This window comes from Sanguibacter sp. 25GB23B1 (assembly GCF_040012415.1).
In the GTDB taxonomy this organism is placed as follows: Bacteria; Actinomycetota; Actinomycetes; order Actinomycetales; family Cellulomonadaceae; genus Sanguibacter.
Window position 1 is genome coordinate 48,388 of the sequence record NZ_JBDYKL010000021.1, and the last position, 24,735, is coordinate 73,122.

Consider the following 24,735-nt stretch of genomic DNA (forward strand, 5'->3'; position numbering starts at 1 on the left):
CGGCACGTCGTGAACAGAACGGCCAGGTCGTGACGACCGTCCAACCCGCGTGCGTGTGCTGTGGGGTCGGGTGCCCCAGTACTGTCGGGAGATGCTGCACCCCAGGCGAGCCGATGCCCGCGCGCTCTACCTGCGGCTCGGGACAGGAGAGCTCGCTGCGGCGGCGGTGTTCACCGGGACCGCCTGGTGGGCGGTGGCCCCGCACATGAGCTCGCCCGGCGACGTCGCGGCCCTCTGGTCGGCGCTCGTCCCGCTCCTGGTCGTCCTCCTGCAGGCAGGCGCGTACTGGCTGCTCGCCCGACGATGGGTGCTCGCCTCGACGATGCCCCGCCCGCTCGCGCAGGTCTACACCGTCTTCCGGTTCACCAACCGAGCGCTGCTGGCGGTCGGTCTCGTCGGGGTTCTCCTCTGGCTCCCTGGCGACCCGGCACCGATGGCGCTGGTGGTCGGCGTGTGGCTCTTCGGCATGCTGGAGCACGTCAACTACTTCGTGGTGCGACTCAGCTATCCGCTGCGCGGGTGGGCCTCGCAGGTCGCCCGACGGCGCACCCCACGGCTCGTCAAGGACGTCCGAGCGGGACTCGGCCCGAGGGGCGGGACGGGAACCCGGGCGGCCGCGAATCGTATCTGAATCATCTGCACGCGACTGCCCAACCGGGCCCTCCAGAGCTTTGGGCACAACCTCGACGGACTAGGCAGGCTCCCGTACCTGACCGCGACCCACCTCCGTTCAGAGGCGACCGCGTGGGGCCTGGCCGACGCGATGGTGCGCGAGACGGTCGCCTCGGTCGCGATGCGTCTGCGTGACGCACTCCACGCCTGCCCGGCCGACGGTATCGACGTCAGCGCTGTCGCAGAGCGCATCGACGAGAGAGCGTCCGCTGCCCTGGACACGGTCTCCTGAGACTCCCGCCCGCGGCCGACCGCCTCGTCGCGGGCGCTGCTCGATCGCGCACGGCCAGCACGTCTCGGTCAGCAGCAGTCGCACCCCGTGACGTCGCGCTCCCCGGTCAGTGCTGAGACCGGTGTCTTGCACGCATCTCCGCGCCAGGCCTCGAGGCCTTCGCGCACGGCGAAGACGACGATGACGAGCCCGGCGACCGGGTCAGCCCACGTCCAGCCGAACAGCGAGTTGAGGAGGAGCCCGAGCAGGACCGCCGCCGAGAGGTAGCTGCAGACGAGGGTCTGCTTGGAGTCCGCCACCGCCGAGGCAGAGCCGAGCTCTCGCCCGGTCCGGCGTTCGGCGAGGCTCAGGAACGGCATGATCACGACGCTGACGGCTGCGAGCATGATCCCTACGGTGGAGTGCTCGGGATCGTGGACGCCGAGCAGCGCGAGGACCGCGTCGACGGATACGTACACGGCGAGGGCGAAGAACGACACGGCGATGATGCGCAGGGTCACACGCTCGCGCTGCTCGGGGTCGGGTGCGGAGAACTGCCAGGCGACGGCGGCGGCAGAGAGCACCTCGATGATGGAGTCGAGCCCGAAGCCGATGAGCGCCGTGGACGAGGCGATGGTGCCGGCGACCAGGGCGACGACCGCCTCGATGACGTTGTAGGTGATCGTGGCTGCGACGATCCATCGGATGCGGCGCTGGAGGATCGCACGGCGCGCTCCTCCGACCAGCCCGGTCGCAGCCATGCCGGTCATGCCCGGCCCTCGCAGCAGCCCGGGACGGGGCAGGTCTCGTCGGTGCAGGCTCGGTCGTCGTCGATCGCGACGACCACGTCGAGCATCGCGGTCAGCGCCCGGGCGAGGTGGGCGTCGGCGATCTCGTAGCGGGTCGAGCGCCCTTCCGGGACGGCGACGACGATCCCGCACCCGCGCAGGCACGCCAGGTGGTTGGACACGTTCGAGCGCGTGAGCCCCAGCTCGGAGGCGAGCTCCCCCGGGTATCCGGGGCTGTCGAGGAGCGAGAGCAGGATGCGCGAGCGGGTGGCGTCGGCCATGGCTCGTCCGAGCCGGTTCATGACATCGAGGCGCGAAGCAATGGTCAGCACACGCTGACCATACAGCACGCGCTGACCAGTGGGCATCTCTCCGCACACTTCTCCCTGGCCGACGGCACCGACGAGAAGACTCCCGCCACCCTGCAGCGATCTCCCGAGAACCGGCGGACATAAGCAGAGAAGAATGCCCCGGAGAAAGGTGAAGATATCCTCTCTGAGGATTGCCTCTCCAATCGAAGGAATTCCTTTCCTTGCTGGTGGGACACAATCCATCGGCCTATTGTTCGTGATATGACAGCTCTTCAGTCCCGACCCGAACAGAACCGGCTCGCCCGTCTCCGGCCGACGTCCGGCGAGGGCGGCGCGAGCCATGCCGCACGGCTGAACTGGCTGCGCGCCGGGGTGCTCGGGGCGAACGACGGCATCATCTCGACCGCGGGTCTCATCGTCGGTGTCGCAGGCGCGACCTCCCGGATCGGGCCCATCCTCACCGCCGGCATCGCGGGGCTCGTCGCGGGCGCCGCCTCGATGGCCCTCGGCGAGTACGTCTCCGTGAGCAGCCAGCGCGACGCAGAAAGGTCGCTCATCGCGCGCGAGCGGCGCAGGCTCGACGAGGACCCGGCCGCCGAGCTGGACCAGCTTGCGGAGATCTATCGTCGCAAGGGGATCTCCGAGGCGACCGCGCGCACCGTCGCCGAGGAGCTCACCGAGCACGACGTGTACGCCGCGCACATCGACGCCCAGCTCGGCCTCGACCCCGACGACCTCACCAACCCCTGGCACGCGGCGATCTCGTCCGGCATCGCCTTCACGCTCGGCGCCCTCCTGCCTCTGCTCGCCGTCTGGCTCGCTCCGGCCGAGAGCCGGATCCCGGTGACCTTCGTCGCCGTCCTCCTCGCGCTCGCGCTCACAGGGAGCGGCAGCGCCGCTCTCGGCGGAGCCAGGCGCAGCCGCGCGGTGCTGCGGATCGTCGTCGGAGGGGCGATCGCGATGGCGGTCTCCTTCGCGATCGGGCACCTGCTCGGCGTCAGCGGCATCTAGGCTCGCAGCAGCACCCGTCCGACGTCGGGAGCACACCACACCCTGGATCGTCCTGCCCTGCTCAGACGTCCCTCGAGAAGGTCGCCCAGACGTGCTTGGTGCGGTCCGTCGTGAACCAGCCGATGCTCGAGGCCAGGCGTTCCGCGAGACGCAGCCCCAGTCCTCCGTCTCCTGGCGCACGGCCGTGGGCCAGCGCGGGGACCGTGGCCGGATCAGGGTCTGCGACGTCGAGGAGGTAGCTCGTCGCACTCGACGAGAGGGTCACGGTGGCCGGCGCTCCGGCGTACCTGAGCGCGTTGGTCGCGAGCTCGCTGCTCACGACGACCAGGCCGCGCGTGACGGCGTGCGTCCGAGGAGCGCCGTGCCCCATCGCGAGGGTGATCACCTCGGTCACGCCGGCACGGAGGTGCACGAGATCGTCGTAGCGGTTCAACGTCCAGGTGTCGACGAGGGCGAAGCCGTGGGGTGGGTGGGCTCGGGGCAGTGCGGTCATAGACGCTCCAGCTAGGCCTCCATCGTCGCACCTCGCCGTCGATCCCGGCGTTCGAGAACTCGAACGAGGGGGCTGGCTGGAGTCCTCCAGACGAGCCGACCCGTGGCCGACGCGGTACGTTGACGCCGTGGATTCTCAGTGGTTCAGCCCGACTGCCAGGAGCAGCACGATGGGCGTCGCGACGCTGGCCTTCCCGTGGGAGACCACGCCGCTCGGCGCGATGTCGACCTGGGGAGAGTCGCTGCGGCAGATCGTGCGCATGTGCTTCAGCACGAGGTTCCCGGTGCTCATCGCGTGGGGACCGGACCTGACGATGATCTACAACGACGCCTACCGAGAGATGCTGGGCACGCAGAAGGGGCTGAGCGCGCTGGGCTCCCCGCTCGCCCAGGTGTGGGAAGAGATCTGGGACGAGATCGTTCCCCTGGTCGAGCAGGTCATGACGACCCGACTCCCGGTGTGGATGGAAGACACGCCCCTGCTGGTGAACCGCTCAGGTTTCCTCGAAGAGACGTTCTTCACCTTCTCCTACAGCCCGCTGGTGGACGACTCGGGTGACGTGGTGGGCATCCTCGACATCGCGACCGAGACCACCGAGCAGGTGGTCACCCGTCGCCGACTCACGCTCATCGACACGTTGCGCGACCGCCTCCAGCAGACTCCCGGGCCTCTCGACGAGCTTGCGACCACGGCGGCCGCGGTCCTCAGCGGAGGTCCCGACATCGGCAGGTGTGCGATCTTCGGACGCCCCCGCGTGGGGACGACGCTCTTCCTCGCCGGCGACGCCGAGCTGACGGAGCAGGTGCCCGACGACCTCGTCCGCCAGGTGATGTCCACCCGCACGTCCAGGATGGTCGGCTCCACCCTGCTCACGCCTCTGACCGCGACTCAGCACGGTGACGCCGAGGGCGTCCTGGCCGCCCAGGCTGCCTCTACCCGACCGTTCGAAGCCTCGTTGCGCTCGCTCGCAGACCTCGCCGCCCAGGCGATCACAGGGGCGCTGCGCTCCGCGATCGCCCAGCAGATCGAGCTCGACTACCGCGACGCACGCGCCCGCGTCGCCGAGCTCGAGATCGCTCGGGCGCGGGAGTCCTCGGTCGCGCTGCAGCAGTCGCTCCTCACACCTCCACCGGAGCCCGACCACCTGCACGTCGTCGTCCGCTACCAACCCGCAGCGCTCGACCTCGAGATCGGCGGGGACTGGTACGACGCGTTCCTCACGAAGGACGGCGCCACGACCCTCGTCATCGGGGACGTCGCCGGGCACGACTACCGGGCCGCAGCGAGCATGGGCCAGCTGCGCGGACTCATCCGCGCCATCGCCTACGACAGCGCGCTCCCGCCGTCGCAGGTCCTCGAGCGCAGCGACCAGGCCATCGAGGGCCTGAACCTCGGCAGCGCGTCCATCGCGACGGTCGTCCTCGCACGGATCGAGCAGACGCTCCCGGAGGACACCCCCGGGCGCCGCACCGTCCGCTGGTCCAACGCCGGCCACCCCCACCCGATCATCGTCCGGGCGGACGGGTCCGTCGAGGTCCTCGCTCGCAAGAACGACCTCCTCCTCGGTGTCCTGCCGACCGCCGAGCGCAGGGACCACACCGTCACGATCGACAACGGCGACACCCTCGTCTTCTACACCGACGGGCTCATCGAGCGACGAGGCGCCGCGCCGGAGGACAGCCTGGCCGCCCTCCGGGCCGCGCTCCACGACGCTCATCTCGTCCCTGTCGACGATCTCGCCACCCACCTCCTCGAGACCCTCGCACCCGGTCACGTGGACGACGACGTCGCCCTCGTCCTCATCCGGCCCTACCCGGAGGACGAACCACGCCCCGCGGAAGCCGGCCCGAACAAGAACGTCCCCGACTCGGTCGAGTGACCGCGCGGTGAGCGCCGGCACCCAGCGTGCAGGTGCACCGGAGCCGCTTCAGCCGCCGTCAGGATCGGGCTCGGGCTCGGACACGAGGTGGACGATCGACGCCGGGCTGGTGATCCAGTACGCGGAGGTCGTTCCCAACGGTTCGATCTCGTCGCAACGGGCCACGCCTTCTGCGGCGAGATGCTCAGCGGCGGCAGTCGTGTCGTCGGTGGTCACCTGCAACCAGAGCTCAGCCTGGCTGACACCAGGGACCTTGTCGATCCACAACGTGTTGGCCCCGAACTCGAACCCGACGGACTCCGGGCCCGACTCGAACGGGTTGGGCGTCTCTCGGAGGCCGAGAGTCTCGCGGTAGAAGCGAACCGTCTCGTCCCAGACGTGCGGGGGGACCTTCATGGCGATGTTGCGTCCCCCGGAGAAGCTCACTGATCGATGAGTACCCACGCGTGATCCCTTCTTCAGCGTCGATCATCGAGGCAGTCTCGATCGGGGTCAACGGTTCGACGGGACGGACGGCGCGGTGAGGTGGCAAGGGTTCGGTCGACCGTGCTGTGGTTGCGCATCGTGTCTTCCGTCCTCAGGCCGTGAGCGCGAGCGCGGCGGTGATCGACACGGTCGCGAGCGTCGTCCACAGGGCGATGGCGACCGCCTGCCAGACGAGGACGCGGTTCGTGGTGACGCCGGCTGCGGCGAGCGTGGCGGCGGTGAACTGTGTGGGGATCGCGAGCGGTCCGAGGATGCTGGCGCCCGGGACGCCGAAGCGGGTGAACCACCGGTGGAAGCGTGCGCGTCCCTTGGACCGGGGCTTCTCGGTGGCGTCACGCCCGGATCGTCGGGCGACGGCGTCCCGGGCACGCCCGCCGAGGAGCACGACAAGGACGACGCACAGGAAGTTGCCTGTCGCAGCTGCGAGACCGGCGACGACGGGGTGGAGCCCGCCGACGACACCGACGATCGCGGCGACCTCGCCCTCGAGGAAGGGCACCGCTCCGGCGGCAGCGACGATGAGCGGCTGCAGGAGGTCGGGAACCTGAGAGACGAGCTCGTGGAACTCGGTCGTGATGCGAGTGATGGAGCTGCCGGTGGGGCTGTCGGTGGAGCTGCTGAGGATGTCCATGGGTCCACTGGAGGCTGTGCCCTCGGGGCAGGGTCAAGGGCGCGGTGCACCGGACGTCCACCTCGGGCCGACGGCGACGTCGGAGGTCGGTAGCTCTTGACCGCGCCCCGAGGGCATGGTCTTGACTGGGCGTGGCTCGCCCACCTGCGGGCCGTCACGACGAGAGGCAGATCATGGCGTGGAGCACGCGACAGCTTGCCGAGCTCGCGGGGACGACCGTCAAGACCGTCCGGCACTATCACGAGACCGGGCTGCTCGACGAGCCCGAGCGCACCTCCAACGGGTACAAGCAGTACGGGGTCGAGCACCTCGTGCGGGTGCTGCGGATCAAGCGGCTGAGCGACCTCGGTGTGCCGCTGGCGCAGATCGCCACCCTCGGTGAGGGGGGCACGCAGTCGGAGGACGCCTTGCGCATCATCGACGCGGAGCTCGCGGGGACGATCGACCGGCTGCAGCGCGTCCGGGCGGAGCTGCAGATGATCTTGCGGCACCAGGCGCCGATCGACCTGCCCCCCGGCTTCGCGGAGGGTTCCTCGCTGCTGAGCGACGCGGACCGCGCCATCCTGCTCATCTACTCCCGCGTCCTCACCCCGGGGATCATGGAGGACCTGCGGGAGATGTCGAGCGACGACCGTCGCGACCCTGTGGACACCGAGTTCGACGACCTGTCGCCCGACGCCGACGAGGAGACGCGGCAACGGCTGGCGGAGCGCTATGCGCCCACGATGCGAGAGCTCACCGACACGTATCCGTGGATCTCCGACCTCGGCACGCAGTCGCCGCACGGCGAGGAGCTCGTGGTGGACGTCCTCGGCGAGGCGATCCTCACCCTGTACAACCCGGCACAGATCGACGTCATGCGGCGCTCGCACGAGATCCTCCAGGCCGAGGCGGCGGCCGAGAGCCCGGAGCCACGCGCGGACGAGACCGAGCACACGGCTCGCGAGGTGCCACGATGAGCAGCGATCGTGGTTCGACCCGAGGAGAGCAGATGCAGATGCTGACCGTGCCCGGGATCGGTGGCTCCGGACCGAGCCACTGGCAGAGCCTGTGGGAGGAGCAGCCCGGCTTCACCGGTGCGCGCTTCGTCCCCGCGTCGTGGGACGAACCGCAGGCGGCGGACTGGCTGGAGGCGGTGAGCCGGGCAGCGGAGCAGCTCGGACCTGACGTCCTCGTCGTCGCCCACAGCCTCGGGTGCCTGCCCGTGGCGCACCTCGCAGCAGGTGGTCTGGACTGCCGGGGCGTCGTCCTGGTCGCGCCCCCGGACGTCCACGGGCCGGCGTTCCCCGCTGCCGCCGTCGGCTTCGCCGAGCTGGCGGAAGCCCCGTCGACGGTGCCCGCGCTGCTCATCTCCAGCAGCGACGACCCGTACTGCACTCCGACCGTCACAGACCAGCTCGCGGCTCGCTGGCAGGCCGAGCACGTCGACGTCGGCCCGTTCGGGCACCTCAACGAGTCCGCCGGCCTCGGGATCTGGGACAAGGGTCGAGAGCTCGTGCGGGAGTTCGTCTCCCGGCGCCTGGGGTGATCAGCCCGACGAGGTGCTGAGACCTACCCCGGGACGGTCAGATCCAGGTCCGGGTCGCCTTCGCGCGTCGGCGGACGGGACAGCCTCGATCCGGTACTGATTGCAGGTGGACCACCACCTGGACGCTGACCCGTGGACGGGAGCCCGGCGCGCTGTGTCGGTGGTCGCCCCGCTCGGCTCGGCTCTCGCGTCCGCCCTCGTCACCGCGCTGGTCGACCGCGGGTGGTCCGCAGCGACGACCGTCGCAACCTCGCACCAGGTCGCCTCCCGCGGCAGGTACGTCGTCGTGACCGACGACGACGTCGGCACCGTGCGCCTCGACGTGCCCGCCGTCCTCGGCCGGCCCGGCGTCGTCGTCGTCGCCTCCGTGCGCACCCTGCCGGCACTCGTCCCGCTCGTGGCGCGCGGTGCTCTGGTCCTCGACCGGGCCGCGCCCTTCCTCGTGCTGCTCGGCCTCGTCGAGCAAGGGCTCGCGGGGCAACGGCGCAACGACCATCAGGCGGTGCGGCGGCGCGCCGCGGAGCACCGGGCGCTGGCGACGCTCACCGCCGCCGAGCGGGGGACGCTCAGGGATCTCGCCGCCGGCCTGCCGGCAGCCGCGATCGCTTCGGGTTCTCACCACTCGGTGCACACGATCCGCAGCCACATCCGCTCGATCCTCGTGAAGCTCGAGGTGCAGTCCCAGCTGGCTGCCGTGGCGGTCGCCCGCCGGGCCGGGCCCGAGTGGGACGCGGCGGGCACTGTCCACATCGCCACTTTTGGGGATGTTCGTCCCTGAGTGCGCGCCGAGAGTGGGAGGTGCCAGGTCGGACCGTCCGACCGGCGCAGCCAGGGGGCACACCATGGGGAAGACGCCCAGCATCCAGGATCTCGAGAAGAGCGAGAGCGCGTTCCGGGACTACATCCACTCGCTCGAGCAGCAGCTCGCGACGAAGGCCGCAGACGTGCAGGGCACGCTCGACGCCGAGATCACCGCGTTCTACAAGGACAGCGGCTACACCGACGCGAAGAGCATCACGTCGGGGCTGAACTACGACTTCATGCAGGAACAGTCCTTCAGCATGGACAACCTCAAGGGGATCATCGACGCCATCTCCCAGGCCGTGTTCACCGGCGGCACGCCACCGACCGGAGCGACGGTCGACAAGGACGGCGTGAGCACCGCCAAGGCAGAGCTGGGACCGACGATCGGAGAGATGGCGAACCTCGAGCTCTACATCGCCGGCCAGGTCTTCAACGTCCTCAGCAGCATCATGCTCAGCTTCGGCACGTCCAACGCACTGACGTTCAAGACGAACATGCAGAACAAGCCGCTCGGGTACGGCATGCAGCTCTTCGCCGCCGTGAGCTCGGAGAGCTACCAGTCGAAGAGCTTCTTCCACGACGAGTACATCTACGAGTACCTGTACATCTACTCGGTGAAGTTCTCGGTCCAGCAGGCACAGTCCGAGGTCAAGCAGCAGCTCGTGCGCCTGTACTCGGACCAGATCACCGTGTTCAGGCACCGCTCGCTGGACCTCCTCGACCAGCTCGGGAAGGGAAAGATCACGCCCGAGGCGTACGCGACGGCCAACGCCGTGTTCGACACCCTCATCGCGGCGGTCGAGAAGAAGGTCGACAGCCTCAAGGCAGCAGCGCTCCACGCCGCCCTCACGACCACGACAGGGCGGTGACCGTCATGGGACTCATCCTCTCCATCGAGAACGCCACGGACTACACCCCGACCATCACGGCCATCACGCTCAACGGGGCGAGGTGGATGCTCAGCCAGGAGCTCACCGAGGGACAGTCGATGGCCAACCACACGCAGGTGGTCGGCTGGCTCGAGACCACGTTCCGGTTCTCCGGCACGATCGTCCTCCACTTCTCCTTCGTCATGCCCGGCCCGGACGGCGCCGACGTGACGATCACCTTCTCGGGTCGTGACCTCGACGGCCGACCGCTCGTCGGCTTCGATGTCGCCGCACCCGCGTTCCCGCACACCGACGCGCGGATCGCGGAGGTGGACGGAGAGACGACGCTCCACGTCCGCATCGAGGACTAGGTACGCGATCCCTGGGTGACGACGAGGCCGGCGGGCGCCGTCGTCGCCCAGGGATCGCTCGCGCCCGCTGCCGACCGGCGGGGCGGTCAGGACTCACGCCGCGGAGGCGTCGTCCCGCCCCGCGATGTGGTCGGACAGGACGTCGCGGACGGTCGTCCAGCGGTGGGTGCCCCAGCGGTCGTTGTCGACGTGGTGCAGCTGGGCCTGGCCGCTGAACATGCTGACGAAGTACTGCATCCCCTGCCAGGCGGGGAAGGTCTCGTCGGGGCCCGTCGAGAGGCGTCGCATCACAGTGCTCGCCGCGGAGAGCGCCCCGGTGGTGCCCGCCCACTGGACGGTGAACGGGGTGCCGGTCAGCTCGGTCAGCGTGCGGGCGATGTCGCGGGCCGTGACCTGGTCGCCGGCGATCTCGACGGTCCGAGGCGCGTCGTCGTCGAGGGCGACGAGTGCGGCGACGCGGGCGGTGTCGTCCTTCGTCGTGAAGTCGAGGACCTGGTCGGCTGACGACCAGTAGAGGACCTTGTGGCGGTCGAAGAGGATCATCGGCGCCTGCCCCGTGAGCATGTCCGCGAACGCGCCGTTGAGGATCGAGGTGGCCCTGACCGGGGCGGCGTCGACGTCGGCGGCGAACTCGCGCCGCAGCTCGAAGTTCCGGTTGCTCCCCAGGGCGATCTGGCGGTAGTCCGCAGAGTAGTCGGACGGGACGAAGCGGGGCACGCCCGCGTCGACGGTCGCGGCGAGGAGCGCGCGCTGCGCGTCGACGATGACGGGACGTGTCCCGCTGACCGCCGAGACGACGACGTCGACGCCCGCGACCGCCGTCGTCAGGGCTCCGCGGTCGGAGTAGGCCGCCTCGACGACGTCGACGCGGTCGTCGCTGCCGTAGAGCGCGGCGGCTGCTCCGCCGCCCGGTCGTGTGAGGACCCGGACCCGGGCGTCGTGGGCGAGGAGCTCACCGACGATGCGGTGGCCGAGGTCGCCGGTGGCGCCGGCGACGAGGACGGAAGCGGTCATGGGCGGTGTCTCACTCTCTGATGGTGTCGCGGGAGGTACGACGGGAGCGTTCGGGAGCAGCGACAGGCGTGTTGCTCGCTGACGGGATGCCTGGGCTGTCGGGCGAGGCCGCGGACCCGGGCACGCACGCCTCGATGTCGCCGGCGCCGAGCGCGACACGGGCGAGCAGGTGCCGGAGCTGGGTCTGCTCCTCGTCGGTGAGGTCGCGCATGAGGACGCTCTCGACGCTGCGGAGGGCGAGCCGCGCGGTCGCCAGGAGGGAGCGACCCGCATCGGTGGCGTGCACCTGCCGGACCCGGCGGTCCGTCGGGTGCGGCCGCCGCTCGACGAGCCCCCCGCCCTCGAGGGCATCGACGACGTAGGTCATCGCCGTCTTGTCGATGCCGAGCCGGTGGGCGAGGGCGAGCTGCGACGACGGCTCCTCGGTGGTGATCGCGACGAGGACCTGATATCCGCGCGGTCCGCCCGGGACGGACGCCACGGCGTCCTGGGCCGTCCTGGAGAAGCCGCTGTACATGGCCTGCAGCGACCATCCGAGCTCCGTCTCGATGCCTTCGGCGTCCCAGTCGATCCCTGCGGACGGACCGGTCTCGATGGTCGGCTCTGCTGGGGCCGCGGCGGCGGCTCGATCGCGGGGGGTCGGGGAGTCCATGCGGCGATCGTACCCATCCAAGATCGTCTTGTGCAAAGATGATCCGCGTGACCAACGATCAGGAGACGATCATGACCCGCTCCACCACCATCACCCCCTTCGTCCTCGACGTCCCGCAGGCCGAGCTCGACGACCTCCGTCAGCGCCTGCTCGCCACCCGCTGGCCCGACCGCGAGACGGTCGGCGACACGTCTCAGGGCCCGACGCTCGACAAGATCCAGAACCTCGTCGACCACTGGGCCACCACCTACGACTGGCGACGCACGGAAGCCCTCCTCAACGGGTGGGGCCAGCACACGACGAGCATCGACGGGCTCGACATCCACTTCCTGCACGTCCGCTCGGCCGTGCCGGGCGCCCGCCCGCTGCTGCTCACGCACGGCTGGCCGGGATCGGTGCTCGAGTTCCGCCACGCCATCGGTCCGCTGACCGACCCCGAGGCACACGGCGGCTCGGCCGAGGACGCGTTCGACGTGATCATCCCGAGCCTGCCCGGATTCGGGTTCTCCGGCCGCCCCACCGAGACCGGCTGGAACGCTCGGCGCACAGCGAAGGCCTGGGCCGTGCTCATGGGGCGTCTCGGCTACGAGCGGTGGTTCGCGCAGGGCGGCGACCTCGGCGCCTCGGTGACCGCAGAGCTCGCCGCGCTCCAGGGCGTCGAGGACATCGGCCTCGCCGGCATCCACCTCAACATGGCGCTCTTCATGCCCACGGACGAGGAGGCGCAGTCGGCGACACCCGAGGAGCAGCTCATGCTCCAGGAGGGCGGCTACTACTGGCAGGTGCTCTCGGCGTACTCGCAGGAGATGTCGACGAGGCCGCAGACCATCGGCTACTCGCTCACCGACTCCCCCGTCGGGCTGGCGTCGTGGATCTACGCCATGTTCCAGGACGTCGGCGGGTCGCACGACGAGCACGGCGACGCCGAGAAGATCTTCTCGCTCGACGAGATCATCGACGACATCATGCTCTACTGGCTCCCGCGCACGGCAGCGTCGGCGGCACGCATGTACTGGGAGCTCGCACGGACGGGCTGGTCGAACCCCGGCACGATCGACGAGCCGCTCACCCTCCCGACAGGACTGAGCATCATGCCCGGCGAGTACGTCCGCCGCTCACGCCGCTGGGTCGAGCGCCGCTACACGAACCTCGTCCACTTCTCCGAGGTGGCCCGCGGCGGCCACTTCGCGCTCCTCGAGCAGCCGGGGCTGCTCGTCGCAGACATCCGGGCGACGTTCCGGCGGCTCTGACGGCTAGGCGAGCTCGCGGAGAGGCGGTCGGCGACGAGGTTCTCCCACCGGGTGGCGCGCCTAAGCGCCATCCAGGCCTTCCGTGGCGTTGCTGCCCCTTCCCCGACGCTGCCAGAGCAACCACGCGCCCCACCCGACCGCGGGTCCCATGAGCAGCGCGAGGCGGCCCCGTACGCCGTTGCTCAGGTCGGTCGTCGCGTCGAAGCCGAAGTAGACGACCAGCGCCAGCACGATCGCGACGAGGACGAGGACGTTGGTGCTCTTCACTGCGGCTCCTCGGGAAACCTGACGGAACGGATAAAGCCGACCTGGGCCATCCAACACCATGTTCGCGCCCGAGCAGTCCTGCCCGGTCTCAGCCGAGCTCGCGCAGCGGGGAGGTCCGCTGTGGCCCCGGCCTCCCCGGGATTCACGGTCCCCTGCGACTGGTCCATGATCGTGTGCACCTCGACGTCGGACTTCGGCAGTTCTCGACACCCTTCGGCACCACGAAGACGTCATTCAGACCGAAGTCCGCACGGCGCACTATCAAGGGCTACGGCCGGGGCCGATCGATTCGCTTCAGCGCGCTCACTGCCGCCAATCAGCATTCGACAAGACTTCACCCCCGCAGGCTCTTGCACAGGACTACCGTCGCTCCGCCTGATCTGCGACGATCAGCCGTGGAACTTCCAGATCCCATCAAAGCGAATATTCGACAGGGGCGCCATGACTGCCAATGACGTGATTCTTCTCGCGGACATGATCGAAAAGGCGCGAGGCGAGACTGAGGAGGTGCTGTCGGACACCGATCACGAGACCTACTTCACGGCACGCAACTACCTCAGAGCTTTTCAGCCATCAACAGATGACCTCCTCTCCGGAATAGTCGACGGGACTCTCGATGGTGGGATCGACGGGCTCTACGTATTTGTTAATGGCTTCTGCGTACGCGATGACACCGGACTGTCCGGCCTCGGTCGCCATGCCGAGATTGACCTCGTGGTGCTTCAAGTAAAGAACACTAAAGGTTTCGGAGAGGCGGCCATCGACAAACTAGTCGTAAATCTCCCACGCCTGCTCGACTTTAGCCGGGATGATTCAACCCTGTCACGGGCATTTAACCCTCGCGTTCTGGAAGTCTCGCGGCGCTTTCTCGACACATACCGCGGTTTGGACATGCCAGCGCTTCGGATCTTCGTGTGCTTCGCATCCTTACGAGCCGACGACACCCATCCAAACACCGTTGCAAAAGGTGACCTCATAGTAGATACTCTCAAACGCTCATTCGCGTACGCTCAGACGGAGGTGGCCTTCCTTGATGCTGCGACATTGGCCGACCAAGCGCGCGAGAGGCCCCCGATCACCAAAAAGCTTGCTCTCGCAGAGATACCGATCTCGACGGAAACCGCAGGTGGGTACATCGGCGTCGTGAAACTTGACGAGTATGACAAGTTCATCACAGATGAGACGGGCAAACTCAACACCTCGCTCTTTGAGGCTAACGTCCGAGACTACGAAGGCGACACGAGCGTCAACAGGAGCATCGGAGAAACGTTGGAGCGCGAAGATACCGATATCGACTTCTGGTGGCTAAACAATGGCGTGACGATCGTAGCGAACCGGGTCCAACCAGCGGGCAAGATGCTTGAGCTCGACTCACCCCAGATAGTTAATGGCCTACAGACATCGCACGAAATCTACAAGCGCGGGCGCGTCAAAACGACATCGACGGACTCACGATCGGTCCTCGTTAAAGTAGTCCAGGCACGCGACGACTCCACGCGTGATCGGATCATCCGAGCAACTAACAGTCAAACCTCCTTGGCTAGTAGCGCGTTGCGTGCAACCGACAAGGTACAGCGGCAGATCGAAGAACATCTGCAGAAATACGATCTCTACTATGAGAGACGTCGAAACCTGTACCAGAATCGTGGCATCCCCATTCACAAGCTTGTTTCGATTGAGCAGATGGGCCAAGCGATTCTGTCCACTATGGTTCAGGCGCCACACGTAGCGCGCGGAAACCTGACTAGGGTCTTCGAACCCGAGATTTATGACAAGTTGTTTGCGTCCACGCATGAGATCGGAATGTTCTCATCCGCCATCAGCATTCAACGAGACTGCGAGGCTCACCTTCGCGAATCGCCTGCGCTCATCGGTCAAGTTGAAGACTACCTGTTCCATTTGACCACTTTGGCGACAATGGTTCTCACGCGGAAACAGAGACCAAACGCTGCAGATATCGCCCGGATGCCTCCAACGATTGCAAAAAGCGTTCTCGAAGATCTCTATCGAATTATTCGTGACGAATTTTTGAAGGCAATTGAGAAAAGCAACGAGGCGCTGGTGGAGAAGGCGGCGAAGAGTTTGGCGGTGACGAACAAGATAGTTGCCCGAGGGAGAACTTACCTAAGCAGTTCACCGAGGAACTCTGTCAGAACGTGAGAAGCTCCCGCGCGCTGTGACGGCGAGAAGCGCGCCGCGCGCGCAATCAGAGAGTCTCGCTGCGCCTCGATCCTGCAACCAGCGTCCCCGGGGCCACGAGGCACGGCCGCTCCTCGACCCTCCTGAGAGATCCAGCCCACAGTTCACGGCACAATGGACGCCGTGATCACAGTCAGCACGGACGGTTCTTGCCTGCGCAACCCCGGAGGGGCGAGCGGCTGGGCGTGGGTCAACCATGACGGTTCGTCCGCGTCGGGCGGCATCGCGTCGGGCACCAACCAGGTGGCCGAGCTGCAGGCCGTGCTCGAGGCGATCCTCGCCCACCCGGGCTCCGACGAGCTGCGCATCGAGTCCGACTCCCAGTACGCGATCAAGTGCGCGTCCGAGTGGGTCGCCGGCTGGAAGCGCAAGGGCTGGCGCACCGCGAGCGGCAGCCCGGTGAAGAACCTCGACCTCGTGAAGGGCATCGAGCGAGCCATGTCGGAGCGCGCGGGCAAGGTCGTCTTCCATTGGGTCCGCGGCCATCAGGGCGACCATTTCAACGAGCGCGCCGACGTCCTCGCCGGCACCGCAGCCCGCGCGGCGCAGCGCGGCGAGGTTGTGGTGACGCGGACCGATGCCGCGGGTGCGACGACCGCAGCAGCCGTGCCCGCGCCATCGGCGGCCGTCCCCGTCCCCGCGCTCGACGCCGACCTCCTCTTCTGAGCGGCGCCGAGACCCACGCGGAGCTCGGCGGGGCCGCCTCGCTGGGCATCGGGGGCCTCGTCGTCCACACGACGAGGAATGCCCCATGGCTCCCGCACAGCGGGCGCGCCGAGGTGGTCCGCTCGAGCGTGGCACCGCACCCCACGAGCATGGTGCGGCTCCTGGTCCGCCGGGGCGACACGGTGTTCTGTGTGCCGCGTGACGGAACCGAGAAGCTCGACCTCCCGACGCGTGTCGTCCCGAGCTCTGATCCCGACGGTCTGGCAACCGTGCGGCACCTCGCCGCAGAAGTCCTCGGGCAACCGGCCGAGCCGGCGCTCCTCGGCTTCGTACGCAACGTCGTGGACGTCCCCGACGAGAGCTACGCGTGGCCTGTACCGCTCGCGCACTTCAGCGTCTGGACCGCCGACGGCAAGCCGGTGGTCGACGGGTCCTGGGTCGACGCCGCCACGAGCACGTCCCCGCTCGCGGAGCGCCACTGGTTCCCGCTGCTCGCTCCCCCGGGCTGATCAGCGGAAGACGCGCCCGATCGCCGCGCCGACGTGGGTCACCTGCAGCCAGAGGAGGAACCGCTGCAGCGGGCGCAGCGGCAGACCGACGAGCCACCGCCACCCTGTGTGGCGCCGACGCGTCGTCGTCAGCGCCAGCTGTGTGCCGCCGGGCGCAGCAGAGAGCTCGATCTCGAGAGTGAAGGGCGCGGCCCTCGGTGCGTCGGGGAAGGTCGTCAGCCAGGCGATCCGGAAGGGCTCCTCGACCGTGCGGACCTCGACCCTGCGACGGCGGTAGGCGACCTTGATCTTCATCGGCTTGCCGTCGGGCCGCTCGGTCAGCACGTGGGCGATCCATGCCGTTCTCTCGACCAGCGTGTCGGGCGGAGCGCCCTCCGGGGAGGTCGGAGGCTCGACGCGGGCGACCGACGACTCCCACTCAGGCATGCGGGCGGGGTCGGCGAGCAGGGCCCAGACCTCGTCGATCGGTGCCGGCACGAATGTCTCGGCCTGCTGAGCGACGACGCCGCGATCGCGGGGGCGGGCAGGACGCTTCCCCGTGCGGACGCCTTCGGTCCCGTCGCGGTCGAGGGCGTCGAGCTGCGCGTGCACGTCGCCCGGGGTGGAGCCGAGGCGGGCGAGCAGGTCGACGACGAGGCCGCTCGGCTCGGCGATGAGCTCGCGCAGGAGGTCCGCGCTGTCGCCCGTCTTCTTGCCTGCCGAGGCCTGCTTCATGACGGAGAGGGACCGCGGGGTGAGGTCATAGCCGTCGGTCTCGTGGAAGGTGATGGCACCGTCGTCGGGGATGCCGGTGGTGATGCCGAGGCTGCGGAGCTGGTCCGTGTGCAGCTCCGCGACCGCCTCGCGCGCGCCGTCGAGCGAGATGCCGAGGGCCCGCAGGGCCCGCCCGGCAGCGTCGCTGCTGATGACGAGGGCGAGGAAGAGGTGGTCGATGTCGACGTCCCGCTGGCCCCGCCGGGAGGCCTCCTCGGACGCGTTGAGGGAGACGGTCTGCATGGTCGCCGCGGCGTGGGTGAACGCGCTCACGAGGTCCTCCTGGGGACGGAGATGGTGGGGTCGATCCGCTTGGCGTACTTCTTGTGGACGGCCTGGCGCGTGACGCCGAGGGCGTCAGCGACCTCCGACCAGCTCATCCCCGCGCGCAGCGCCGCCTCGACCTGGCGCAGCTCGAGCGTGTCCGCCAGGGCGCGCAGCGAGACGATCGCCCGCAGCCCTGCACGCGGGTCGCTCGTGTCTGCCGCGGCCTCCGCGACGTGGGGTGACGTCATGCTGTCAACCTACATTGCTAATGACCGTCTAGCAACCAAGGTTGCTCTGCCGTGACGCGAAGGCGCCGAGTCCGCGCCACGCCTCAAGTTCTCCGCCGACGATGCCGATCCGGTCAGCATGATCCCCGGGTTCCGCCTCATTCTCGCGAGCTCAGGCGGCGTTCGTAGACGAACCGATCCCCGTCGCAGCCATCGAGTGGCTGATCGACGCGGCGAGAGACGACCTCTGACGGTGGCCCGATGATGACCGATGACGCCGCCAAGCTGTCGGCGAGCCCGTGGGAGGACCAGGTCTAGCCCTCGGTCTGGATCGCACGATCGCGTGCCGCCCTCGCTCGCGCCTTGATCGCGACGATGACGTCGGTCTTGGCGTCGGCGTAGTCGTTCATGTCGTCCCACTGCGTGCTGAGCAGGGTCCGCTTGGTCGACTCGTAGAGAGCGCGGTCGTCCGCGTCGGAGCGCAGGTGGTCGCGGAGGAGCAGGTACTCCGCCACGGCAGGATCGTCTCGCTCGTACAGGTGCACGTGGACGTCACGGGCGGGCGTGCGCACGAGGCGGTGCCTCGGCTCGCGGACGCGCAGCTCGTACCCGGCGGCCAGGAGCGCGTCGAGATAGTCCTCCTCAGCGGTGATGTCCGCGACCGCGACCACGATGTCGATGATCGGCTTCGCCGCCAGACCAGGGACCGACGTGGAACCGATGTGCTCGATGTCGACGTCCGCCCCCGCGAGCGCGTCCCGGATCCGCTGCTGGTGCTCGCGGTACATGACCGGCCACCGGTCCTCGTAGCCGTGCAGCGCGAGCGTGAGCGGCTCGGGACCGCCGACGATCTCGACCGTCGTGACGTCAGGCCTGCGCGGCGTGGGGCTCGTGTTCACCGCTACATCCTCGCGCACCCGACGCTCAGGAGTCGTAGGTGAGCGAGGTTGAGAGCTCGCGGTGCGCGTCGATCTGGCCCTGGATGGTGGCGAGGTTCTGCTCGACGCCGCCCATGACGTCGGCGCCGGCGAGGAAGCGCAGCGGAAGGTCGCCGGAGGCGGAGAGGGTCACCAGGGCCTGGGCGAGCTTCTTGGGGTCGCCGCCCTGCTGGCCGTTCATGCCCTTCCACGCCTCGATGGTGGTGGCGGTGCGCTCGGCGTAGTCGGCGATCTCGAGCTCGGGCCAGATGGTCGAGGAGCCCTCGACGAGGAGCTCGGTGCGGAAGAAGCCGGGCTCGACGGCCATGGTCGAGATGCCGTAGGGCGCGACGTCGTAGCGCAGTGACTCCATCCAGCCCTCGAGGGCGAACTTCGAGGCGGCGTAGGCAGCGCAGAACTCCTGGCCCATGAGGCCTGCGGCCGACGTCACCGTGATGACCTGCCCGGAGCGCTGCGCGCGCATGACCGGCAGGACCGCGCGGGTGACGTTGAGAGGACCGAAGAAGTTGGTCTCCATCTGGGCCCGCACCTGGGCGTCGCTGATGTTCTCGAAGTACCCGGCGTAGAAGTTGCCCGCGTTGTTGACCAGCACGTCGATGCGCCCGAAGCGCTCGACCGCTGCGGTCGTGGCGGCTTCGGCGGCGGCGGGGTCGGTGATGTCGAGGGAGACGGTCAGGAGGTTCTCGTGCTCCCCGATCGCGGCGAGCACACGGCTCGCATCGCGACCCGTCCCCACGACCCGGTGGCCGGCCTCCAGTGCCGCGTGCGCGATGTCGACGCCCATGCCGCGGCCGGCGCCCGTGATGAACCAGACGGAACTCTGCGTGCTCATGCGATCTCCTCGAGGATGCGAACCGGTCTCGTGCGCCGGTCTCGGTCGGTGTGTCGAGACCCAGTCAAGGTCACCGCGCCCGCGCCAGGGAGACCCCGTCTACAGGGTCAATGGCAGTACCCCCCTGGACGCCGGTTCCTGTCGTAGGTTCGGTGGATGGACACCCCCACCAACATCCGTGAGTTCCTCACCTCCAGGCGCGCCCGCCGCACGCCCGCCGAGGCCGGGCTCCCTGATTTCGGGGGCCGACGCCGGGTCCCGGGGCTGCGCCGCGAGGAGGTGGCGCTGCTGGCCGGGATGAGCGTGGAGTACTACGTCCGCCTCGAGCGCGGCAACGCCAGGGGCGTCTCCGAGTCGGTCCTCGACGGCATCAGCCGGGCCCTCGGCCTCGACGACGCCGAACGCTCTCACCTCTACGACCTCGTGCGGGCGGCGAACGACGGCGCCCACCCCAGCCGCAGGCGCAGCCCCTCGCGCCAGGAGAAGGTCCCGGACTCCGTTCGGCAGCTCCTCGACGCGATGCGCGACGTCCCGGCCTTCGTGCAGAACGGCCGCCTCGACATCCTCGCGATCAACGCCCTGGGCCAGGCGGTGTTCTCCGAGATGTACGTCCAGCCGCAACGACCGGCGAACTTCGCACGCTTCGTCTTCCTCGACGCCCGAGCGCTGGACCTCTACCGGGACTGGGACGACGCCGCAGCGCAGACGGTCGCCCTCCTGCGCACCGAAGCAGGTCGGTCCCCGCACGACCGCGCGCTCAGCGATCTGGTCGGCGAGCTCTCGGTCACGAGCGAGACCTTCCGCACCCTGTGGGCGTCCCACGATGTCCGACAGCACAGCACCGGGATCAAGAGCGTCACCCACCCCGTCGTCGGCGACCTCGATCTCAGCTACGAGGCGATGACCCTCACCTCAGGCCCCGGTCTGCAGCTCGTGGCCTACAGCGCAGCCCCGGCCAGCACCACGGCCGACGCGCTCACCCTGCTGGCCAGCTGGGCCGCAACACGCGACGAGAGCCCCACGTCCACGTCAGAGCCGACGGAGAGCCGCTGAACCACTCGGCGCTGCAGAGACCCGTGTCGGGTACGGTCAGCGATCGTCGGCGCCGCGGTCTCCGTCCACCGACCCAGCGATCCGCTCCGAGACGGTCGCCTCGGCGACCCGCTGCGCGTCGGCCAGCGTGGCCGCCGAGAGCGTCACCGACCCGCCCCACGAGTAGACGACCATCCACCGCTCGGGCCCGTCGCTCGGCGAGTAGGGCGTGACGATGACCTCGCCCTCGGGGGTGTCGAGGTGGTGGGAGTGCTCGCGCGAGGTCCAGTCCATGGGCCTCAGCCTTGCACGGGCGGCCCCACCGACCCGCGCTCGACGAGCGTCACGTCGAGCGTCACGCGGTCCACCTGACGCTCGACGCCGCGCGCGAGCTGGCCGAGGAGCATCTCGGCGGCGGCACGGGCCTTCGCGGGGATGTCCTGGCGGACGGTCGTGACCTCCGGGGTGGTGACGCGCGCGAGGTCGATGTCGTCGAAGCCGATGACCGACATCTGGCCCGGGACGGACCGCCCGGCCCGCTGGAAGCCGTTGACGAGGCCCACCGCGATGTCGTCCGCCGTCGCGAACACGGCGGTCGCCTCGGGCAGCTCCTCGACGAGGGCGCCGGCGAGCGCGAGCGCCGGGTCGTACTCCGTCTGGCACACCCGGACGAGCGCGGGGTCATGGACGATCCCGTGGTCCTCGAGCGCCCGGCTGAAGCCGAGATAGCGCTGGCGCACCACGCCGGTGTCGGAGAAGGCCGGTCCGGCGAACACGATGTGCTGGTGACCGGCCTGGACGAGCCGCTCCCCCGCGAGGTAGCCGCCACGGAAGTCGTCGACCCGCACGCTGCTGATCGACGGCGACGAGCCGTAGTTGTCGACGAAGACCATCGGGACGTCGTGGGCCTCGCGCAGCACCTCGACCTCGTCGCCGAGCGTGCTGAGGAAGATCGCGCCGTCGACGTTCCAGGACCGCAGGCTCCGGGCGGTGCTCTGGACGTCGGTCGTCGAGTGGACCATGAGGTACATGCCGGCACGGGTGACGTGCAGCTCGAGCTCGCCGAGGAAGAGGGCGTCGTGCTGGCCGAGCGTCGAGCCGGCGCCCGTACGGGCGGTCGGCTGGTAGGTCACGGAGACGATGTTCGAGCGGTTCGCCGAGAGGGAGCGCGCCGAGGCGCTGCGGACGTAGCCGAGGCGGTCCACGGCGTCGAGGACGCGGGCGAGCGTGGCCTCGGACAACCGCTCGCGCCGGCCGTTGAGGGCGTTCGACACGGTCATCTTCGTCACGCCTGCGGCGGTGGCGACGTCCTGCAGCGTGACCCCGTCACCACCGCCGCGGCGGCGTCGGGCAACCGGCTCGTCGTCCAGAGGTCTTGACACGAAACGATGGTATACCGCTACACTCGCGGCGTGAAGGTATAGCGGTATACCAACCACAACGAGACCCAATGGAGGGTTCGATGAGAATTCACAAGGCCATGGTGGCCACCGGTGCAGCAATGGTGCTCGCACTCAGCGCGTGCTCGGGCGGCGGCGGCTCCGACATGGGGGACGCCGTCGCGGACGACACCGCCGACAAGGGGCTCGAGGTGGTCGGTGAGGCCGTCACCTGGGACCCCAACCAGCTCGTCAACGAGGGCGAGCCCATCGTCCTCGAGTGGTGGCTCTGGGGGTTCGACGCCGAGTCCCAGGCCATCGCCGACGCCTACCAGGAGATCCACCCGAACGTCGACATCCAGGTGGTCGTCCAGCCGTGGGAGGACTTCTGGACCAAGCTGCCCCTCGAGCTCCAGGGCGAGAACGGCCCGGCGATCTTCAACGTGCACAACAGCCAGCACGACAACCTCATCGCGAACATGGCGCCGTACGACATCGAGATCGACGACCTCCGCGCCGACTACGCCAACGTCGACGCCCACGTCATCGACGGCGAGGTCCACTACATCGACTTCGGCCTCATGACCGGCTCGATCTTCTACAACACCGACATGTGGGCCGCCGCCGGCCTCACGGACGCCGACATCCCCGTCACCTGGGACGAGTTCCGCGACGTCGCCGCACAGCTCACCGTCGCCGAGGGCGACTCGATCACCCAGGCCGGCTTCAACTTCAACGGCCAGTTCAACGCGTTCCAGTCCGGGCTCGCCTACCAGCTCGGACAGAACATGTTCGAGGCCGACCTCACCACCCCGGACGTCGACAACGAGGCCAACCTCGAGGTGATCCAGCGGTTCCTCGACATCTACGCCGACGGCTCCGGCTCGAAGGACTTCGGCGTGGCGACCGACACCTTCGGTCAGGGCCAGACCGCGATGATCTACTCCTGGGGCCACTTCGGCGGGACCCTCGCGGCCGACTTCCCCGACCTCGCCTGGAGCACCTTCCAGACCCCGGTGCCCGACGCGTCGGAGACGCCGTACGCCTACGACCGCACCAACGGCGAGTCGACCATCGGCATCAACAAGAACGCCAGCGCCGAGCAGCAGGCCGTCGCGCAGGACTTCCTGCGCTACTACCTGACGAACACCGATCTCATGAAGGAGATGTGCCTGGCGCTCGGCGTCCTGCCCACCTACGGGCCCCTTGCCGAGGACCCCGAGATCGTCGCGTCCCCCGTGCTGCAGTCCTTCGGGGACGTCGAGAGCTACATCTGGCCCGGCCCCTTCCCGGCCGCGTTCGAGACCAACACCACGACCATGTGGGAGGACATCCTCTACAACGGCGTGGCACCCGAGGCTGCGCTCGAGAACGCGCAGGCCACCATCAGCACGGACGTCGAGAGCTCGAGCTTCGTCTCGCTCGAGTCGCTCTACCCCGGCTACCAGGTGCAGGACTGAGTCCACCCCTCGGAAGGAGTAGCCGAGCCGGTCCCCGGGCGACCGGGGACCGGTCCGGCGCACCACCCATGAACGCACCATCTCTCAACACCTCCCCCTCGCGCACCGCGGCGCTGTCGCCCGCACCCGCGGGCAGCACCACGCCTCCGCGCCCGCGCCGCCGGCTCGCCTACCCGGGCGAGCGCGCCCTGCGCAACGTCGTCGTCGGCGTCGTCGTGCTCTTCATCGTCGTGCTCCTGCTCGTCCCGATCGGCATCGCCGCCGTCGGCAGCCTGCACCTGTGGAACCCGCTCAACGGCACCTTCGACTTCACCGGCCTCGCCAACTACCGACGGCTCTTCTCCGACCAGGAGTTCTGGACGTCGTCGGTGAACACCCTCGTCTTCGGGAGCGTCGCGATCGTCGGCCGCCTCGTGCTCGGCCTCGCGCTCGCCTATGCCCTGTACTCGAAGATGACCCGGTGCAAGACCTTCTTCCGCGCGGTGTTCTACATGCCGACGGTGACGCCGCTCGTCGCCGTCGCCTACGTGTGGCAGCTCATGTACAACCCGCGCTTCGGCGCCATCAACACCTTCTTCGGTCTCGACATCAACTGGCTGCTCGACTCCCGCTACGCGATGGGCGCGATCCTCGTCATGACCATCTGGAAGGACTTCGGGTATGCCGTCATCCTCTTCCTCGCCGGCCTCTACGCGGTGCCCGACGACGTCCTCGAGGCCGCGGCCGTCGACGGCGCGAACGCCTGGACCCGCTTCCGGCGGATCATCGTGCCGCTCCTCGCGCCGATGACCCTCTTCATCGCGGTCACCTCGACCATCGGCTACCTGCAGGCGTTCGTCCAGGTGCTCGTGCTCACCGACGGCGGGCCCGGGACCTCGACGCGCCTCATCTCGTTCATGATCTACGACGAGGCGTTCGTCAACTACAACTTCGGCTACGCCTCGGCCATCGCGTTCGTCCTGCTGCTCTTCACGGCGATCCTCACGTGGTTGAACTTCCGCGTCTCCGCAGGGTCCGGGGTGCGTCCGCCGCGCCGTCGTGCCGGACGCTCGGCGGTGACCCGATGAAGCGCACCGTCTCCTCCGTGTGCCTGCACGCGGCCCTCGCTGTCGCGGGCGTCGTCACCGTGTTCCCCTTCGCCTGGATGCTGCTCTCGGCGTTCAAGCCCAACTCCGAGATCGTCGGCGCCGACCAGACGTTCTGGCCGCAGCAGTGGACGTGGGAGAACTTCACGTC

General features: G+C 68.8%; 29 protein-coding genes. 15 read left to right on the forward strand and 14 right to left on the reverse strand.

Features of this window, described 5'->3' with window-relative positions:
- Positions 1 to 91: 91 nt before the first annotated feature.
- A complete protein-coding gene (locus tag ABKW26_RS12530) occupies positions 92 to 631 on the forward strand; it encodes a hypothetical protein (protein WP_348594099.1) in 540 nt (179 codons plus the stop codon).
- Between the two features lie 341 nt (positions 632 to 972).
- On the opposite strand, the gene ABKW26_RS12535 is transcribed toward ABKW26_RS12530, so the two are convergent.
- Positions 973 to 1,653 (reverse strand): cation transporter, encoded by a 681-nt coding sequence (locus ABKW26_RS12535; protein WP_348594100.1) that lies wholly within the window; start codon positions 1,651 to 1,653, stop codon positions 973 to 975.
- Positions 1,650 to 2,003, reverse strand: a complete 354-nt coding sequence (locus ABKW26_RS12540) for a metalloregulator ArsR/SmtB family transcription factor (protein ID WP_348594101.1) — start codon at positions 2,001 to 2,003, stop codon at positions 1,650 to 1,652. The genes ABKW26_RS12535 and ABKW26_RS12540 overlap by 4 nt, the downstream gene beginning before the upstream one ends.
- 240 nt (positions 2,004 to 2,243) lie before the next feature.
- Here ABKW26_RS12540 and ABKW26_RS12545 point away from each other — a divergent pair, with 240 nt between their 5' ends.
- Complete coding sequence (locus tag ABKW26_RS12545; RefSeq protein WP_348594102.1) at positions 2,244 to 2,993, forward strand: VIT family protein; 750 nt, start codon at positions 2,244 to 2,246, stop codon at positions 2,991 to 2,993.
- Between the two features lie 61 nt (positions 2,994 to 3,054).
- Here ABKW26_RS12545 and ABKW26_RS12550 read toward each other — a convergent pair whose 3' ends face one another.
- Positions 3,055 to 3,486 carry an ATP-binding protein gene (locus ABKW26_RS12550; protein WP_348594103.1) on the reverse strand — a complete coding sequence of 144 codons (432 nt, stop codon included), beginning with the start codon at positions 3,484 to 3,486 and terminating at the stop codon, positions 3,055 to 3,057.
- A 169-nt stretch (positions 3,487 to 3,655) separates the two neighbouring features.
- Here ABKW26_RS12550 and ABKW26_RS12555 point away from each other — a divergent pair, with 169 nt between their 5' ends.
- Entirely contained in the window at positions 3,656 to 5,365 is a 1,710-nt protein-coding gene (locus tag ABKW26_RS12555) for a SpoIIE family protein phosphatase (RefSeq protein WP_348594104.1), read from the forward strand.
- Positions 5,366 to 5,413: 48 nt separating this feature from the next.
- Here the strand turns inward: ABKW26_RS12555 and ABKW26_RS12560 are convergent, their stop codons facing one another.
- Together ABKW26_RS12560 and ABKW26_RS12565 are read right to left on the reverse strand one after the other, a co-directional pair.
- On the reverse strand, positions 5,414 to 5,791 hold the full coding sequence (locus ABKW26_RS12560; protein ID WP_348594105.1) for a hypothetical protein: 378 nt from the start codon (positions 5,789 to 5,791) through the stop codon (positions 5,414 to 5,416).
- Positions 5,792 to 5,942: 151 nt separating this feature from the next.
- Positions 5,943 to 6,482, reverse strand: a complete 540-nt coding sequence (locus tag ABKW26_RS12565; protein WP_348594106.1) for a small multidrug efflux protein — start codon at positions 6,480 to 6,482, stop codon at positions 5,943 to 5,945.
- A gap of 173 nt (positions 6,483 to 6,655) precedes the next feature.
- On the opposite strand from ABKW26_RS12565, the gene ABKW26_RS12570 reads away from it, so the two are divergent.
- The 5 genes from ABKW26_RS12570 to ABKW26_RS12590 all read left to right on the forward strand — a co-directional run bounded on the left by ABKW26_RS12570 (position 6,656) and on the right by ABKW26_RS12590 (position 10,054).
- Positions 6,656 to 7,441, forward strand: coding sequence for a MerR family transcriptional regulator (locus tag ABKW26_RS12570; RefSeq protein ID WP_348594107.1), 786 nt, complete (start codon positions 6,656 to 6,658; stop codon positions 7,439 to 7,441).
- Positions 7,442 to 7,473: 32 nt separating this feature from the next.
- Positions 7,474 to 8,010, forward strand: a complete 537-nt coding sequence (locus tag ABKW26_RS12575) for an alpha/beta fold hydrolase (RefSeq protein ID WP_348594108.1) — start codon at positions 7,474 to 7,476, stop codon at positions 8,008 to 8,010.
- 106 nt (positions 8,011 to 8,116) lie between these two features.
- On the forward strand, positions 8,117 to 8,788 hold the full coding sequence (locus ABKW26_RS12580) for a LuxR C-terminal-related transcriptional regulator (protein WP_348594109.1): 672 nt from the start codon (positions 8,117 to 8,119) through the stop codon (positions 8,786 to 8,788).
- Positions 8,789 to 8,852: 64 nt separating this feature from the next.
- On the forward strand, positions 8,853 to 9,683 hold the full coding sequence (locus ABKW26_RS12585) for a hypothetical protein (RefSeq protein WP_348594110.1): 831 nt from the start codon (positions 8,853 to 8,855) through the stop codon (positions 9,681 to 9,683).
- A 5-nt stretch (positions 9,684 to 9,688) separates the two neighbouring features.
- Positions 9,689 to 10,054 carry a hypothetical protein gene (locus tag ABKW26_RS12590; protein ID WP_348594111.1) on the forward strand — a complete coding sequence of 122 codons (366 nt, stop codon included), beginning with the start codon at positions 9,689 to 9,691 and terminating at the stop codon, positions 10,052 to 10,054.
- A 93-nt stretch (positions 10,055 to 10,147) separates the two neighbouring features.
- On the opposite strand, the gene ABKW26_RS12595 is transcribed toward ABKW26_RS12590, so the two are convergent.
- The gene (locus tag ABKW26_RS12595; protein WP_348594113.1) at positions 10,148 to 11,068 is read right to left on the reverse strand and encodes an NmrA family NAD(P)-binding protein; all 921 of its coding nucleotides are present in this window, start codon (positions 11,066 to 11,068) and stop codon (positions 10,148 to 10,150) included.
- A 10-nt stretch (positions 11,069 to 11,078) separates the two neighbouring features.
- Positions 11,079 to 11,720, reverse strand: a complete 642-nt coding sequence (locus ABKW26_RS12600; protein ID WP_348594114.1) for a MarR family transcriptional regulator — start codon at positions 11,718 to 11,720, stop codon at positions 11,079 to 11,081.
- Between the two features lie 71 nt (positions 11,721 to 11,791).
- On the opposite strand from ABKW26_RS12600, the gene ABKW26_RS12605 reads away from it, so the two are divergent.
- Complete coding sequence (locus ABKW26_RS12605) at positions 11,792 to 12,970, forward strand: epoxide hydrolase family protein (RefSeq protein ID WP_348594115.1); 1,179 nt, start codon at positions 11,792 to 11,794, stop codon at positions 12,968 to 12,970.
- Positions 12,971 to 13,030: 60 nt separating this feature from the next.
- On the opposite strand, the gene ABKW26_RS12610 is transcribed toward ABKW26_RS12605, so the two are convergent.
- Entirely contained in the window at positions 13,031 to 13,237 is a 207-nt protein-coding gene (locus tag ABKW26_RS12610) for a hypothetical protein (RefSeq protein ID WP_348594116.1), read from the reverse strand.
- Between the two features lie 441 nt (positions 13,238 to 13,678).
- On the opposite strand from ABKW26_RS12610, the gene ABKW26_RS12615 reads away from it, so the two are divergent.
- The 3 genes from ABKW26_RS12615 (at position 13,679) to ABKW26_RS12625 (ending at position 16,611) form a co-directional block, all read left to right on the forward strand.
- Positions 13,679 to 15,397 carry an AIPR family protein gene (locus ABKW26_RS12615; RefSeq protein WP_348594117.1) on the forward strand — a complete coding sequence of 573 codons (1,719 nt, stop codon included), beginning with the start codon at positions 13,679 to 13,681 and terminating at the stop codon, positions 15,395 to 15,397.
- Between the two features lie 153 nt (positions 15,398 to 15,550).
- On the forward strand, positions 15,551 to 16,102 hold the full coding sequence (locus ABKW26_RS12620; RefSeq protein WP_348594118.1) for a ribonuclease H: 552 nt from the start codon (positions 15,551 to 15,553) through the stop codon (positions 16,100 to 16,102).
- 128 nt (positions 16,103 to 16,230) lie between these two features.
- A complete protein-coding gene (locus ABKW26_RS12625) occupies positions 16,231 to 16,611 on the forward strand; it encodes an NUDIX hydrolase (protein ID WP_348594119.1) in 381 nt (126 codons plus the stop codon).
- On the opposite strand, the gene ABKW26_RS12630 is transcribed toward ABKW26_RS12625, so the two are convergent.
- The 4 genes from ABKW26_RS12630 to ABKW26_RS12645 all read right to left on the reverse strand — a co-directional run bounded on the left by ABKW26_RS12630 (position 16,612) and on the right by ABKW26_RS12645 (position 19,628).
- Positions 16,612 to 17,637: a Clp protease N-terminal domain-containing protein gene (locus ABKW26_RS12630; protein WP_348594121.1), complete on the reverse strand. Its 1,026-nt coding sequence runs from the start codon at positions 17,635 to 17,637 to the stop codon at positions 16,612 to 16,614.
- Positions 17,634 to 17,879 carry a hypothetical protein gene (locus tag ABKW26_RS12635; protein ID WP_348594122.1) on the reverse strand — a complete coding sequence of 82 codons (246 nt, stop codon included), beginning with the start codon at positions 17,877 to 17,879 and terminating at the stop codon, positions 17,634 to 17,636. Before ABKW26_RS12635 ends, ABKW26_RS12630 begins: the two co-directional genes overlap by 4 nt.
- A 293-nt stretch (positions 17,880 to 18,172) precedes the next feature.
- Positions 18,173 to 18,757 carry a GrpB family protein gene (locus ABKW26_RS12640; RefSeq protein WP_348594123.1) on the reverse strand — a complete coding sequence of 195 codons (585 nt, stop codon included), beginning with the start codon at positions 18,755 to 18,757 and terminating at the stop codon, positions 18,173 to 18,175.
- Between the two features lie 25 nt (positions 18,758 to 18,782).
- Positions 18,783 to 19,628, reverse strand: a complete 846-nt coding sequence (locus ABKW26_RS12645; RefSeq protein WP_348594124.1) for an SDR family NAD(P)-dependent oxidoreductase — start codon at positions 19,626 to 19,628, stop codon at positions 18,783 to 18,785.
- Between the two features lie 156 nt (positions 19,629 to 19,784).
- Between ABKW26_RS12645 and ABKW26_RS12650 the strand changes: the two genes are divergently transcribed.
- Entirely contained in the window at positions 19,785 to 20,681 is an 897-nt protein-coding gene (locus ABKW26_RS12650; protein WP_348594125.1) for a helix-turn-helix transcriptional regulator, read from the forward strand.
- A gap of 36 nt (positions 20,682 to 20,717) precedes the next feature.
- Here ABKW26_RS12650 and ABKW26_RS12655 read toward each other — a convergent pair whose 3' ends face one another.
- Together ABKW26_RS12655 and ABKW26_RS12660 are read right to left on the reverse strand one after the other, a co-directional pair.
- Positions 20,718 to 20,954 (reverse strand): hypothetical protein, encoded by a 237-nt coding sequence (locus tag ABKW26_RS12655; protein WP_348594126.1) that lies wholly within the window; start codon positions 20,952 to 20,954, stop codon positions 20,718 to 20,720.
- A gap of 5 nt (positions 20,955 to 20,959) precedes the next feature.
- Positions 20,960 to 22,042, reverse strand: coding sequence for a LacI family DNA-binding transcriptional regulator (locus ABKW26_RS12660; RefSeq protein ID WP_348594127.1), 1,083 nt, complete (start codon positions 22,040 to 22,042; stop codon positions 20,960 to 20,962).
- Between the two features lie 80 nt (positions 22,043 to 22,122).
- Here ABKW26_RS12660 and ABKW26_RS12665 point away from each other — a divergent pair, with 80 nt between their 5' ends.
- Together ABKW26_RS12665 and ABKW26_RS12670 are read left to right on the forward strand one after the other, a co-directional pair.
- Positions 22,123 to 23,499 (forward strand): extracellular solute-binding protein, encoded by a 1,377-nt coding sequence (locus tag ABKW26_RS12665; RefSeq protein WP_348594128.1) that lies wholly within the window; start codon positions 22,123 to 22,125, stop codon positions 23,497 to 23,499.
- Between the two features lie 68 nt (positions 23,500 to 23,567).
- Positions 23,568 to 24,566: a sugar ABC transporter permease gene (locus ABKW26_RS12670; RefSeq protein ID WP_348594129.1), complete on the forward strand. Its 999-nt coding sequence runs from the start codon at positions 23,568 to 23,570 to the stop codon at positions 24,564 to 24,566.
- The last annotated feature ends 169 nt before the right edge of the window (positions 24,567 to 24,735 follow it).